At 70.1% G+C, this 13,774-nt stretch carries 11 protein-coding genes; 10 read left to right on the top strand and 1 reads right to left on the bottom strand.

The window, feature by feature from the left end; translation table 11 throughout:
- Positions 1–89 precede the first annotated feature (89 nt).
- Both OG485_RS34940 and OG485_RS34935 read left to right on the top strand, forming a co-directional pair.
- Positions 90–1,385 carry a L,D-transpeptidase gene (locus tag OG485_RS34940; protein ID WP_443048819.1) on the top strand — a complete coding sequence of 432 codons (1,296 nt, stop codon included), beginning with the start codon at positions 90–92 and terminating at the stop codon, positions 1,383–1,385.
- Positions 1,386–1,623: 238 nt separating this feature from the next.
- Positions 1,624–3,024 (top strand): glycoside hydrolase family 16 protein, encoded by a 1,401-nt coding sequence (locus OG485_RS34935; RefSeq protein ID WP_328672554.1) that lies wholly within the window; start codon positions 1,624–1,626, stop codon positions 3,022–3,024.
- 94 nt (positions 3,025–3,118) lie between these two features.
- Here OG485_RS34935 and OG485_RS34930 read toward each other — a convergent pair whose 3' ends face one another.
- Positions 3,119–4,027: a helix-turn-helix transcriptional regulator gene (locus OG485_RS34930; protein ID WP_328672553.1), complete on the bottom strand. Its 909-nt coding sequence runs from the start codon at positions 4,025–4,027 to the stop codon at positions 3,119–3,121.
- A 146-nt stretch (positions 4,028–4,173) separates the two neighbouring features.
- Between OG485_RS34930 and tkt the strand changes: the two genes are divergently transcribed.
- From tkt to OG485_RS34890, 8 genes are all read left to right on the top strand, one after another.
- Positions 4,174–6,249, top strand: a complete 2,076-nt coding sequence (gene tkt, locus OG485_RS34925) for a transketolase (RefSeq protein WP_328672552.1) — start codon at positions 4,174–4,176, stop codon at positions 6,247–6,249.
- A gap of 19 nt (positions 6,250–6,268) precedes the next feature.
- Positions 6,269–7,438: a transaldolase gene (gene tal / locus OG485_RS34920; RefSeq protein WP_328672551.1), complete on the top strand. Its 1,170-nt coding sequence runs from the start codon at positions 6,269–6,271 to the stop codon at positions 7,436–7,438.
- On the top strand, positions 7,435–9,129 hold the full coding sequence (gene zwf / locus OG485_RS34915) for a glucose-6-phosphate dehydrogenase (protein ID WP_328672550.1): 1,695 nt from the start codon (positions 7,435–7,437) through the stop codon (positions 9,127–9,129). The genes tal and zwf overlap by 4 nt, the downstream gene beginning before the upstream one ends.
- Positions 9,126–10,058, top strand: coding sequence for a glucose-6-phosphate dehydrogenase assembly protein OpcA (gene opcA / locus OG485_RS34910; RefSeq protein WP_328672549.1), 933 nt, complete (start codon positions 9,126–9,128; stop codon positions 10,056–10,058). The genes zwf and opcA overlap by 4 nt, the downstream gene beginning before the upstream one ends.
- On the top strand, positions 10,051–11,697 hold the full coding sequence (pgi, locus tag OG485_RS34905) for a glucose-6-phosphate isomerase (RefSeq protein WP_443048817.1): 1,647 nt from the start codon (positions 10,051–10,053) through the stop codon (positions 11,695–11,697). Before opcA ends, pgi begins: the two co-directional genes overlap by 8 nt.
- Positions 11,698–11,707: 10 nt before the next feature.
- Positions 11,708–12,586 (top strand): phosphogluconate dehydrogenase (NAD(+)-dependent, decarboxylating), encoded by an 879-nt coding sequence (gene gnd, locus OG485_RS34900; protein WP_328672548.1) that lies wholly within the window; start codon positions 11,708–11,710, stop codon positions 12,584–12,586.
- 8 nt (positions 12,587–12,594) lie between these two features.
- Positions 12,595–13,206 (top strand): histidine phosphatase family protein, encoded by a 612-nt coding sequence (locus tag OG485_RS34895; protein ID WP_328672547.1) that lies wholly within the window; start codon positions 12,595–12,597, stop codon positions 13,204–13,206.
- Between the two features lie 86 nt (positions 13,207–13,292).
- Entirely contained in the window at positions 13,293–13,748 is a 456-nt protein-coding gene (locus OG485_RS34890; RefSeq protein ID WP_326784529.1) for a tellurite resistance TerB family protein, read from the top strand.
- The last annotated feature ends 26 nt before the right edge of the window (positions 13,749–13,774 follow it).

Genomic DNA, 13,774 nt, shown 5'->3' with positions numbered 1-13,774 from the left:
GGCAGCCGGATTCAAAGAATCAACCCAGGAAAGTCCCGCAGGATGCACCCGCAGTGGTGGTGAGCGAGAGAACCGAGGAAAGGCGTTCCGTGGGCGTCCCTGAGATATCGAACCGGCCCGAGTCCGCACCGCGGGACCCGGGGCGGGTGCGCCGGCGGCCGGGACGTCCGGCCTGGTCACGGCGCGGAATCCTCGCGGCCTTCGGTGCCGCCGTACCGGCCCTCGCGCTGAGCGGGTGCGGCGGTCCGGCGGGCGCCGCCGACGGGAAGGACGCGACGGCGACCGGTGCCACCGGGGCCGGGGCGAAGGCGAAGACGCAGGTGAGGACGCCGACGGTCACCGTCTCCCCCGCCGACGGCACGAAGAGGGCCGGATTCACCGCTCCGGTCGTGGTCTCCGTGACGGACGGCACACTGTCGTCGGTCGAGGTCTCCGGCAACGACGGTTCCACTCTGGCCGGATCCTTCAACGACGGCCGTACGCGCTGGACCTCCGCCAGGAATCCGTACTCGGGCACCAAATACACGGTCACGGCGAAAGCGGCGGGTGCCGCGGAGCACACCGCGACGTTCGTCACGAAGTCCCCGGGCGAGACGTTCGCCGGCTATTTCACGCCCGAGGCGAATTCGACGTCCGGCGTCGGCATGCCCGTGTCGATCAACTTCACCCAGGCGGTGAAGGACCGGGCCGCCGTGGAAAAGGCCATCACGGTGACGGCGGAGCCCGCGGTCGAGGTGGTCGGTCACTGGTTCGGGAACACCCGGCTCGACTTCCGTCCCGCGCGGTACTGGGCGGCGGGCACGAAGATCACGCTGAGTCTGCGCCTCAAGGACGTCGAGGGCACGGACGGCGTCTACGGCGTCCAGTCCAAGGACGTCACCTTCCGCATCGGCCGCCGCCAGGTGAGCACCGTCGACCTCGCGAAGAAGACCATGACGGTCGAGCGGGACGGGTCCACCCTCGCCAGCTACCCGGTCAGCGGCGGCGCCGCGGACCACACCACGTGGTCCGGGATCATGGTGATCAGCGAGCGGTTCAAGGAGACCCGGATGGAGTCCTCGACGGTCGGGCTCGGCGACGAGTACGACATCGCGGACGTGCCGCACGCCCAGCGCCTGACCACCTCGGGCACCTTCATCCACGGCAACTACTGGGCCGCGGCCTCGGTCTTCGGCGGCAGCAACACCAGCCACGGCTGCGTCGGCCTCCATGACACGAAGGGCGCGAACGACAGCTCCGTGCCGGGCTACCGGTTCTACGAGAGCTCGATGCTCGGCGACGTGGTGGTCGTCGAGAACTCGGGCGAGCGGACCGTCGAAGCGTCGAACGGCCTGAACGGCTGGAACCTGTCATGGGCCGACTGGAAGGCCGGCAGCGCTCTTTGAGGGCCGCGCCCGATGGACGGGCTTCAACTGCCCTTCGTGGCACGTCCATCGGGCCTTCTGCCTTCCTTCACGGCGTGAACTCCCGCACGGCGAAAGGACTTTCTCGGCTTCACCTCTTGACGACCGGAGTGACAGAGAGCACATTGGCCGCGCAGCTTTTGTGAGAGCGCTCTCAAGCAGCCATGGGAGCGCTCCCTCCACACCCGCGCACCCCCACTCCGTACGCGAAGAGGCACCCATGAGTGAAACTTCCGGCACACCCAGACGCGGCTCCGTCCGGCGCGTGCTCATCGCCGTGCTCGGCACGCTGAGCCTGGCGGCGGCCGCCGCGACCGCGGCCACCCTCCCCGCCAACGCGTCCGCGCCCGCACCCCCCACCGGCTGGTCCCAGGTCTTCGTCGACGACTTCACCGGGACCGCCGGCAGCGGCGTCAACACGACCAACTGGCAGTACACGACGGGCACCAGCTACCCCGGCGGGCCGGCCAACTTCGGTACCGGCGAGGTCGAGACGATGACCTCCAGCACCAGCAACGTGGCCCTGGACGGCAGCGGCAACCTGCTGATCACCCCGCGCCGTGACGCCTCGGGCAACTGGACCTCGGGCCGTATCGAGACCAAGCGCACCGACTTCCAGCCCGCCGCCGGGGGCAAGCTGCGCATCGAGTCACGGCTGCAGATGCCGAACGTGACCGGCGCCGCCGCCAAGGGCTACTGGCCCGCCTTCTGGGCGCTGGGCGCGCCCTACCGCGGCAACTACCAGAACTGGCCGGGCGTCGGCGAACTGGACATCATGGAGAACGTCCAGGGTCTCAACACCGAGTGGGCCACGATGCACTGCGGCACCAGCCCGGGCGGCCCGTGCAACGAGACCAGCGGCATCGGCAGCAACACGCCCTGTACCGGGACGACCTGCCAGGCCGGTTTCCACACCTACGCGATGGAGTGGGACAGGTCGACGAGCCCCGAGGAGGTCCGCTTCTACCTCGACGGCGTCAACTTCCACACGGTGAAGGCGAACCAGGTCGACGCGACCACCTGGGCGAACGCCACGAACCACGGCTACTTCATCATCCTGAACGTCGCGATGGGCGGCGGCTTCCCCGGCGCCTTCGGCGGCGGCCCCGACAGCGGCACGGAGCCCGGTCACCCGCTCGTCGTCGACTACGTCCAGGTGCTCCAGTCGGCCGGCGGCGGTGGCGGCACCACTCCGCCGCCCACCGGCAACCGTGACGCCTACAGCGCCATCCAGGCCGAGTCCTACGACAGCCAGAGCGGCGTCGTCAGCGAGACCACCACGGACACCGGCGGCGGCCAGGACATCGGCACGATCGCGAACGGCGACTACGCGGTCTACAAGGGCGTCAACTTCGGCTCCTCGGCGGCCACCCAGTTCCACGGCCGGGTCGCGAGCGGCGCGGCGGGCGGCGTCAGCGGCCTGATCGAGGTGCGCCTCGACAGCCGTACGAGCACACCGGTCGCCAGCTTCGCGCTGGCCAACACCGGGGGCTGGCAGTCCTGGAGGACCGTGCCCGCGAACATGAGCTCCGTGACCGGAACCCATGACGTCTATCTGACCTTCACCAGCGGCCAGCCCGCGGACTTCGTGAACGTCAACTGGTTCGACTTCGGTCACTGACCGGTGACCCGGCGGGCGGACTGACGGGCAGTCACCCGCAGCCACCCGTAGAGCAGCCCGGCCGAGCGGGGCGGACCCACCAGGTCCGTCCCGCTCAGCGCAGTTCGGTCCGGAAGGCCACCGGGGTCGCCCCGGTGTGCTGATGGAAGAACTTCGAGAAGTTGGCCGCGTCGGGGAAGCCGACGGCGGCCCCGATGCGCCCGATCGGCATGTCCGTGTGAGCCAGGAGCCGTTTGGCCTCCAGGACGACCCGCTTGTCGATGAACCCCTTGGGCGTCTCGCCGGTGGCGGCCCGCACCGCGCGCACCAGGGTCCGGCGCGAGTACCCGAGGGCGTCGGCGTAGGCGCTGACGCTGTGGTTGACGGCGAAGTCCTTCTCGACCGCGTCCCGGAAACGGGTGAACGTGGTGTCCGTGTGCTCGTGGGCCGCCTCGGCGGAACTCGCCGCGAGGTGGGCGAGGCGCAGCAGGAACGCGGTGAGCGAGTGCCGCAGCACCGCGGTGTGCAGGCTGAGCGGCAGCGTGGTCGTGTCGACGTACTCGCGCTCCAGCTGGGTCAGCGCGTGTTCCAGTGCGGCCAGCCGGGCGGCGTCGGGGCGCAGCAGCGGGGGCAGGTCGTAGCGGTAGAGGCCGGTCGCCTCGACGGTCGCGCGGGGCAGGAATCCGGGCTGCATGGTCAGGACGGTGCCGCGGTAGGGGTCGGTGCTGGAGAAGCGGTGCACCTGGCCGGGCCGGATCCACAGGACATCGCCCGCGCGGGCCTCGTACTCCGCGAAGTCGACCATGTGCCGCACCGGCCCCTCGTGGAAGAGCATCACGACGTGGAAGTCGATGCGGTGCACGCGTTCCAGCGGGGCGTCCGCGTGCCAGGTGCGCCCGGTCCCCATCGCGCCGACCTGCATGCCCACGCCGGACAGGCTCAGATCGGCCGGAAAGGGAAAGGTCCTGATCCCGTCCCGGCCGCCCGTACCGCCGGTGCCGCCTTGGGTGGTTCTGTCGTTCATGTCCTTCTCGCGTCGGCTCGCCACGGCTCCACGTGTCCCATTTTCACCGAAGGCTGACACGCGGGCACCTTCCCCAGTAAAAGTCTGACTTTTAGGTTTGAACGCAGAGACCGCGTTGCAGCCCATGTCGTGAGGACTTCTTGAAGATGAGTACGCAGAGCTCCGACGGAGTCACCTGGACCGAGCTCGACCGCCGGGCCGTCGACACCGCCCGCCTTCTGGCCGCCGACGCCGTGCAGAAGGCCGGCAACGGCCACCCCGGAACGGCGATGAGCCTGGCCCCGGCGGCGTACACGCTCTTTCAGAAGGTGATGCGTCACGACCCGGCCGACCCGGAGTGGACCGGCCGCGACCGCTTCGTCCTGTCCCCCGGTCACACCTCGCTGACCCTCTACACCCAGCTCTTCCTGTCAGGTTATGAACTCGGCCTCGACGATCTGAAGGCGTTCCGCACCCACGGTTCCAAGACGCCCGGCCACCCCGAGTACGGGCACACCGCGGGCGTGGAGACCACGACCGGTCCGCTCGGCCAGGGTGCCGCCAACGCGGTGGGCATGGCGATGGCCGCCCGCTACGAGCGCGGTCTGTTCGACCCGGAGGCCCCCGGGGGCGAGTCCCCGTTCGACCACACCATCTGGGCGATCGTCTCCGACGGCGACCTGGAGGAGGGCATCTCGGCGGAGGCCTCCTCGCTCGCCGGCCACCAGAAGCTCGGCAACCTCGTCTTCCTCTACGACGACAACCACATCTCCATCGAGGGCGACACGGCGACCGCCTTCTCCGAGGACGTGCTGAAGCGCTACGAGTCGTACGGCTGGCACGTGCAGCGCATCGAGCCCGCCCCCGACGGCGACATCGACGTGCGCGCCCTGTACACGGCGCTCAAGGACGCGCAGGCCGAGACAGGACGCCCGTCCATCATCGCGATGCGCACGGTCATCGCCTGGCCCGCCCCGAACGCGCGGAACACCGAGGCCTCGCACGGCTCGGCGCTGGGCGCCGAGGAGATCGCCGCCACCAAGCGGATCCTGGGCTTCGACCCGGAACAGGCCTTCCAGGTCGACGCCGACGTGCTGGCCCACGCCCGCCAGGCCCTGGACCGGGGCGCCGAGGCGCACGCCGCCTGGGACAAGCGGATCGGCGCGTGGCGCACCGAGCGGCCCGAGAACGCGAAGCTCTTCGACCGGATCGTCGCCGGACAGCTTCCCGAGGGCTGGGAGAGCGCGCTGCCGGTGTTCGAGGAGGGCGGGAGTGTCGCCACCCGCGCAGCCTCCGGCACGGTCCTCCAGGCGCTCGGCGCCGTACTCCCCGAACTGTGGGGCGGCTCCGCCGACCTGGCCGGTTCGAACAACACCACCATCGACAAGACGTCCTCGTTCCTGCCGAAGGGCAACCCGCTGCCGGAGGCGGACCCGTACGGCCGCACGATCCACTTCGGCATCCGCGAGCACTCGATGGCCGCGGAGATGAACGGCATCGCGCTGCACGGCAACACCCGTATCTACGGCGGCACCTTCCTGGTGTTCTCCGACTACATGCGCAACGCCGTCCGGCTGTCCGCGCTGATGCAGCTCCCGGTGACGTACGTGTGGACGCACGACTCGATCGGCCTCGGCGAGGACGGCCCCACCCACCAGCCCATCGAGCACCTCGCCTCGCTGCGCGCCATCCCCGGCCTGAACATCGTCCGTCCGGCCGACGCCAACGAGACCGCGATCGCCTGGGCCGAGATCCTCAAGCGGCACGCCACGAACCCGGCCCCGCACGGTCTGGCCCTCACCCGTCAGGGCGTGCCGACCTACCCGGCCAACGCCGACGCGGCGCGCGGCGGTTACGTCCTGCGGGACTCCTCCACCGGGACCCCGGACCTCGTCATCGTCGCGACCGGCTCCGAGGTGCGGCTCGCCGTCGCGGCGCGCGAGCTGCTGGAGGCCGAGGGGGTCGGCACCCGCGTGGTGTCGATGCCGTCCGTCGAGTGGTTCGAGGAGCAGTCCCCCGAGTACCGGGCCCGTGTCCTTCCGCCGTCCGTGAAGGCCCGCGTGGCGGTCGAGGCCGGAATCGGTCTGACCTGGTACCGGTACGTCGGTGACGCCGGGCGCATCGTCTCGCTGGAGCACTTCGGCGCCTCGGCCGACGCCGGGACGCTGTTCGCCGAGTTCGGCTTCACCCCCGAGAACGTGGCCGCCGCCGCGCGGGAATCTCTTGCCGCAGTCCGCGGTTGATCCGTTCGCACGAAGGAAGATGATCACTGTGACCGAAACGACCGCGACCGCGGCACCTCTTGAGCTCCTCTCCGGCGAAGGCGTCTCCATCTGGCTCGACGACCTCTCCCGCAAGCGCATCGAATCCGGCAACCTGGCCGAACTCGTCGCCACACGGCACGTGGTGGGCGTGACCACCAACCCGTCCATCTTCCAGGCGGCCATCGGCTCCGGCGAGGGGTACGAGCGGCAGCTCGCCGACCTCGCCGTACGCGGGGTGACGGTCGACGAGGCCGTCCGCATGATGACGACCGCGGACGTGCGCGCCGCCGCGGACATCCTGCGCCCGGTGTCCGAGGCGACCGAGGGCCGTGACGGCCGGGTCTCCATCGAGGTCGACCCCCGGCTGGCGCACCACACCGCCGCGACCGTCGCCGAGGCCCGGCAGCTCTCCTGGCTGGTGGACCGACCGAACGTGATGATCAAGATCCCGGCGACGAAGGCCGGTCTCCCGGCGATCACCGAGGTCATCGGCCTCGGCATCAGCGTCAACGTCACGCTGATCTTCTCGCTGGAGCGCTACCGCGAGGTCATGGACGCCTACCTCGCCGGCCTGGAGCGGGCGAAGGCCGCGGGCATCGACCTCGCCGGAATCCACTCCGTCGCCTCCTTCTTCGTCTCCCGCGTCGACAGCGAGATCGACAAGCGGCTCGCGAAGAACGGCACGGACGAGGCCCTCGCGCTCAAGGGCAGGGCGGCGCTCGCCAACGCCCGTCTGGCCTACGAGGCGTACGAGACGGTGTTCGGCTCCGCCGACGGCTCGGCGGAGGGCGGTGCCCGCTGGACGGCGCTCGCCGCCTCCGGCGCGCAGAAACAGCGTCCGCTGTGGGCCTCCACCGGCGTCAAGGACCCCGCGTACAAGGACACCCTGTACGTCGACGAGCTGGTGGCGCCCGGCACGGTCAACACCATGCCGGAGGGCACGCTGAACGCCACCGCCGACCACGGCGACATCCACGGCGACACGGTGACCGGCGGCTACGACCGGGCTCGCGCCGACCTGGCCGCGGTCGAGGCGCTCGGCATCTCCTACGACGAGGTCGTGGGCCAACTGGAGGACGAGGGTGTCGCGAAGTTCGAGGCGGCCTGGGAGGACCTTCTCGACGCCGTGGCGGCCTCCCTGCGGGGCAAGGGAGTTGAAGGGGAATGACCAAGGGTGAGGCGCTTTCCGACAGCGAGCCGCAGGATGCGGCCACCGCGTCGCAGGGATCCGGTGACACGGCCGTGGAACAGGACGGCCTGACGCCCGAGGCCCTCGCCGACGCGCTGGGCGTCCCGGCGGCCGAGGCTCTCGCCGAGGCGCTCGGCGTCCCGGCGGCCGAGTGGGACAACCCGCTGCGTGACCCGCGCGACCGCCGGCTCCCCCGGATCGCGGGCCCCTCCGGTCTGGTCATCTTCGGCGTCACCGGCGACCTGTCCCGCAAGAAGCTGATGCCGGCCGTGTACGACCTCGCCAACCGGGGTCTGCTGCCGCCGGGCTTCTCGCTCCTCGGGTTCGCCCGCCGTGAGTGGGCGGACCAGGACTTCGCCCAGGTGGTGCACGACTCGGTGCGCGAGCACGCGCGGACCGAGTTCCGCGAGGAGGTCTGGCAGCAGCTCGCCGAGGGCATGCGGTTCATCCCCGGCGACTTCGACGACGACACGGCGTTCAAGCAGCTGCGCGCGGCCGTCGACGAACTGGACGCCTCCCGGGGCACCAGCGGCAACTACGCGTTCTACCTCTCCGTACCGCCGAAGTTCTTCCCGAAGGTGGTCCAGCAGCTCAAGAAGCACGGGCTGGCGAGCGCTCCCGAGGGGTCCTGGCGGCGCGCGGTCATCGAGAAGCCGTTCGGCCACGACCTGGTGAGCGCCCGCGAGCTGAACCGGATCGTGCACGAGGTGTTCGACCCGGACCAGGTGTTCCGGATCGACCACTACCTCGGCAAGGAGACCGTCCAGAACATCCTGGCGCTCCGCTTCGCCAACCAGATGTACGAGCCCGTCTGGAACCGGTCGTACGTCGACCACGTCCAGATCACGATGGCCGAGGACATCGGCATCGGCGGCCGGGCCGGCTACTACGACGGCATCGGCTCCGCCCGGGACGTGATCCAGAATCACCTGCTCCAGCTCATGGCGCTGACCGCCATGGAGGAGCCAGCGGCCTTCGACGCCGAGTCGCTGCTCGCCGAGAAGCTCAAGGTCCTCAGGGCCGTGAAGCTGCCTCAGAACCTGGGCGAGCACACCGTGCGCGGCCAGTACGCGGAGAGCTGGCAGGGCGGCGAGAGGGTGCGCGGCTACCTCCAGGAGGACGGCATCGACCCCCGGTCGACGACCGACACCTACGCTGCCGTCAAGCTCCAGGTGGACAACCGCCGTTGGGCGGGCGTCCCGTTCTACCTCAGGACCGGCAAGCGCCTCGGCCGGCGCGTCACGGAGATCGCGGTGGTCTTCCAGCGCGCCCCGCACTCCCCGTTCGACTCGACGGCCACCGAGGAACTCGGCGCCAACGCGATCGTCATCCGCGTCCAGCCCGACGAGGGCATGACCGTGCGCTTCGGATCGAAGGTGCCGGGTACGTCCATGGAGATCCGGGACGTCACCATGGACTTCGCGTACGGCGAGTCGTTCACCGAGTCCAGCCCGGAGGCGTACGAACGGCTGATCCTGGATGTTCTGCTCGGCGACGCCAATCTCTTCCCCCGTCACCAGGAGGTGGAAGAGTCCTGGAAGATCCTCGACCCGATCGAGGGGTACTGGGAGAGCCACGGCACGCCCGCGCAGTACCCCTCGGGCAGCTGGGGTCCGGAGGAAGCCGACGAGATGCTCGCACGAGACGGACGGAGCTGGCGCAGGCCATGAAGATCGACCTGACCGACACCACGGCAAGCAAGATCAACAAGGCGCTCGTACGGGGGCGCCGGGCCATCGGCACCCCCGCCGTGGGCATGGTCCTGACGATGGTCATCGTCACCGACGAGGAGAACGCGTACGACTCCATCAAGGCGGCCGAGGAGGCCTCCCGGGAGCACCCCTCGCGCACCCTGGTGGTCATCAGGCGCGTCGCCCGCACCCCGCGCGACCGCACCAACTCCCGTCTGGACGCCGAGGTGCGCGTCGGCTCCGACGCGGGCACCGGCGAGACGGTCGTCCTGCGGACGTACGGCGAGGTCTCGGACCACGCCGACTCGGTGGTCCTGCCGCTGCTGCTGCCGGACGCCCCGGTCGTCGTCTGGTGGCCGGTGGACGCGCCCGAGATCCCGGTCAAGGACCCGCTGGGCGCCCTCGCCCAGCGCAGGATCACCGACATGTACGCCGTCGAGACCCCGCTCCAGGCGCTGGACGCCCGCGCCGCCTCGTACGCGCCGGGCGACACCGACCTGGCGTGGACCCGGCTCACGCCATGGCGCTCCATGCTGGCGGCGGCCCTCGACCAGGCCCGTACGAAGGTGATCTCGGCGACCGTCGAGAGCGAGGCGCAGAACCCGAGCGCCGAACTGCTGGCCCGCTGGCTGGAGGCCCGCCTCCAGGTCAGGACCGAGCGTGTCGAAACCGCGGGCCCCGTGGTGACCGCCGTCCGGCTGGGCACCGAGAACGGCGAGATCGTCATCGACCGCCCCGAGGGCCCGCTCGCGACCCTGTCCCTGCCCGGTCAGCCCTCCCGCACCCTCGCGCTGAAGGTGCGCACCACCTCCCAGTTGATCGCCGAGGAACTGCGCCGCCTCGACGCGGACGAGATGTACGCCATCGCCCTGCGCGGCGAGGCCCCCAAGGAGAGCCCTCGTGTCTGACTACCCCAAGCCCACCCGGCGTCCTGAGTGGGTGGCCCTGGAGGACCACCGCGCGACCGCGCTGCTCCACCCGCGGCTGCGTGACCTGTTCGCCGCCGACCCCGCGCGCGCCGAGCGCTATGTCGTCCAGGTCGGCGATCTGCGTATCGACTACTCCAAGCACCTGATCACCGACGAGACCCTGGCCCTGCTCCAGGAACTCGCCGTCGCCACGGACGTGTTCGGGCTGCGGGACGCGATGTTCCGGGGCGAGAAGATCAACGTGACCGAGGACCGGGCGGTGCTGCACACCGCGCTGCGGGCGCCGCGGGACGCGGTGGTCGAGGTCGACGGGGAGAACGTCGTGCCGGCCGTGCACGCGGTCCTGGACAAGATGGCGGACTTCGCCGGGCGGGTCCGCTCGGGCGAGTGGACCGGACACACCGGCAGGCGCATCAGGAACGTCGTCAACATCGGCATCGGCGGCTCCGACCTCGGTCCGGCGATGGCCTACGAGGTGCTGCGCTCCTTCACCGACCGCTCGCTGAGCGTGCGGTTCGTGTCCAACGTGGACGGCGCGGACCTGCACGAGGCCGTGCGGGACCTGGACCCGGCCGAGACGCTGTTCGTGATCGCCTCGAAGACGTTCACCACGATCGAGACGATCACCAACGCCACCTCGGCGCGTGACTGGCTCCTGACGGGCCTGAAGGCCGGTCAGGAGGCGGTGGCGAAGCACTTCGTGGCGCTGTCCACGAACGCGGAGAAGGTGTCGGACTTCGGCATCGACACGGCGAACATGTTCGAGTTCTGGGACTGGGTCGGCGGGCGGTACTCCTACGACTCGGCGATCGGCCTGTCGCTGATGATCGCGATCGGTCCGGAGCGGTTCCGCGAGATGCTCGACGGGTTCCACCTGGTCGACGAGCACTTCCGCACGGCTCCCGCGGAGGCCAACGCCCCGCTGCTGCTGGGCCTGCTGGGCATCTGGTACGGCAACTTCCACGACGCGCAGTCGCACGCCGTACTGCCCTACTCGCACTACCTGTCGAAGTTCACGGCCTACCTCCAGCAGCTCGACATGGAGTCCAACGGCAAGTCCGTGGACCGCGACGGCAACCCGGTGGAGTGGCAGACCGGACCGGTGGTGTGGGGCACGCCCGGCACCAACGGCCAGCACGCCTACTACCAGTTGATCCACCAGGGCACGAAGCTGATCCCCGCCGACTTCATCGGCTTCGCCAACCCGGTCGGTGAACTGAGCGACGAACTCGCGGCCCAGCACGACCTGCTGATGGCGAACTTCTTCGCCCAGACGCAGGCGCTGGCCTTCGGCAAGACCCCGGACGAGGTCCGCGCCGAGGGCGTGCCCGAGGAACTGGTGCCGCACAAGACGTTCGAGGGCAACCACCCCACCACCACGATCCTCGCCGCCGAGCTGACCCCCTCGGTCCTGGGCCAGCTCATCGCCCTCTACGAGCACAAGGTGTTCGTCCAGGGCGCGATCTGGAACATCGACTCCTTCGACCAGTGGGGCGTCGAACTCGGCAAGGTGCTCGCCAAGCGCGTCGAGCCGGCCCTCACCGAAGGCGCCGACGTGCCCGGTCTCGACCCCTCCACGGCCGCTCTCGTGGCCGCTTACCGCAACCTCCGAAAGTAGAGAACTGACAATGCAGCTCGGACTCATCGGTCTCGGCAAGATGGGCGGCAACATGCGCGAGCGCATACGCCGCGCCGGCCACACCGTCGTCGGCTACGACCGTAATCCGGACCTCGCCGACGTGCACAGCCTCGCCGAACTCGTGAGCAGCCTGGAAGGCCCGCGTGTGGTCTGGGTGATGGTGCCGGCCGGCGCCCCCACCCAGACCGTCATCGACGAGCTCGGCGGCCTGCTGGAGGCCGGCGACACGGTCGTGGACGGCGGCAACTCCCGCTGGACGGACGACGAGAAGCACGCCGAGGAGCTGGCGGCCAAGGGCATCGGCTTCGTCGACGCCGGCGTCTCGGGCGGTGTGTGGGGCCTGGAGAACGGCTACGCGCTGATGGTCGGCGGCGACGCCGAGAACATCGAGAAGGTGCGGCCGGTCTTCGACGCGCTCAAGCCGGAGGGCGACTTCGGCTTCGTGCACGCCGGCAAGGCGGGCGCGGGCCACTTCTCCAAGATGGTCCACAACGGCATCGAGTACGCCATGATGCAGGCGTACGCCGAGGGCTGGGAACTCCTGGAGAAGGTCGACTCGGTCACCGACGTACGGGAGGTGTTCCGCTCCTGGCAGGAGGGCACCGTCATCCGTTCCTGGCTGCTCGACCTCGCGGTCAACGCCCTGGACGGCGACGAGCACCTGGACAAGCTGCGCGGCCACGCGGAGGACTCCGGCGAGGGCCGCTGGACCGTCGAGGCGGCCATCGACAACGCCGTTCCGCTGCCCGCCATCACGGCGTCCCTCTTCGCCCGCTTCGCGTCCCGCCAGGACGACTCGCCGCAGATGAAGATGATCGCGGCGCTGCGCAACCAGTTCGGCGGCCACGCCGTCGAGTCGGCGAAGTAGGAGGGACCATGGGCGATCTCATCCTGGTCCGCCACGGAGAGACCGAGTGGACGCTGACGGGACAGCACACCAGCTGGACCGACCTTCCGCTCACCCGGCACGGTGAGGAGCAGGCCGAGTCCCTCGCTCCGTTCTTCGCCGGGCGGTCCTTCGCCCAGGTCCTCACCAGTCCCCTCGGCCGCGCGGTCCGGACAGCCGAGCTCGCGGGTCTGTCCGGCGCGCGGACCGACCCCGATCTGCACGAGTGGGACTACGGCGGCTACGAGGGGATCACCACCATCGCCATCCACCGGGCCCGGCCCGGCTGGGTGCTGTGGGAGGACGGGGTGCCGCCCGGCCCGGACGGCCACCCCGGCGAATCGCCTCGCGAGGTGGGCGTGCGGGCCGACCGGGTGCTCTCCCGGGTGGACGCCGCGCTCTGCAACCACCCCGGTGACGTGGTGCTGGTGGCGCACGCGCACTTCCTGCGGGTGCTCACGGCGCGACGGCTGGGGCTGCCGCCCGAGTCGGGGCGGCTGTTCCAGCTCTCGACCGGGACCGTCAGCCGGCTCTCCACCGAGCACGGCGATCCCGTGATCGCCGCCTGGAATCAACCGGGAACTTCCGTCACGGTCCACTAGTTTCCACGGTGCCGCTGTAGAAACCGAAGAGTCCTCCGGTCCGCCCGCTGGGGCGGACCGGGCTCTTGACCACGTATGGAGTTCTCATGGCCCTGTGGGACCGCATCAAGGAGTCCGCGTCGACGATGCAGACCCAGCTCGTGGCGAAGAAGAACGACCTCAAGAGCGGCGCCTTCCGCGACGCGAGCATGGCGATGTGCGCCCTGGTCGCGGCGGCGGACGGCACGATCGACCCGTCCGAGCGGCAGCGCGTGGCCCAGCTCATCGCCACGAACGAGGTCCTTCAGAACTTCGACGCCACGGACCTGCAGCGCCGTTTCGACGACAACCTGAACAAGCTGACGGCCGACTTCGCCTTCGGCAAGGTCAGCGTTCTCCAGGAGATCGCCAAGGCGAAGAAGAAGCCCGCCGAGGCGCGCGCGGTCATCCAGATCGGCATCGTCATCGGCGGTGCCGACGGCGACTTCGACAAGACCGAGCAGGCCGTCGTGCGCGAGGCGTGCTTCACGCTGGACCTGCCGCCGCACGAGTTCGACCTGTAGGACACCCCCTGCCCGCCGGGCCCGTT

This window comes from Streptomyces sp. NBC_00328 (assembly GCF_036139655.1).
Taxonomy (GTDB): Bacteria; Actinomycetota; Actinomycetes; order Streptomycetales; family Streptomycetaceae; genus Streptomyces.
Note: the sequence above shows the minus strand (reverse complement) of the source record. Positions and strands in the feature narration are given on the sequence as shown.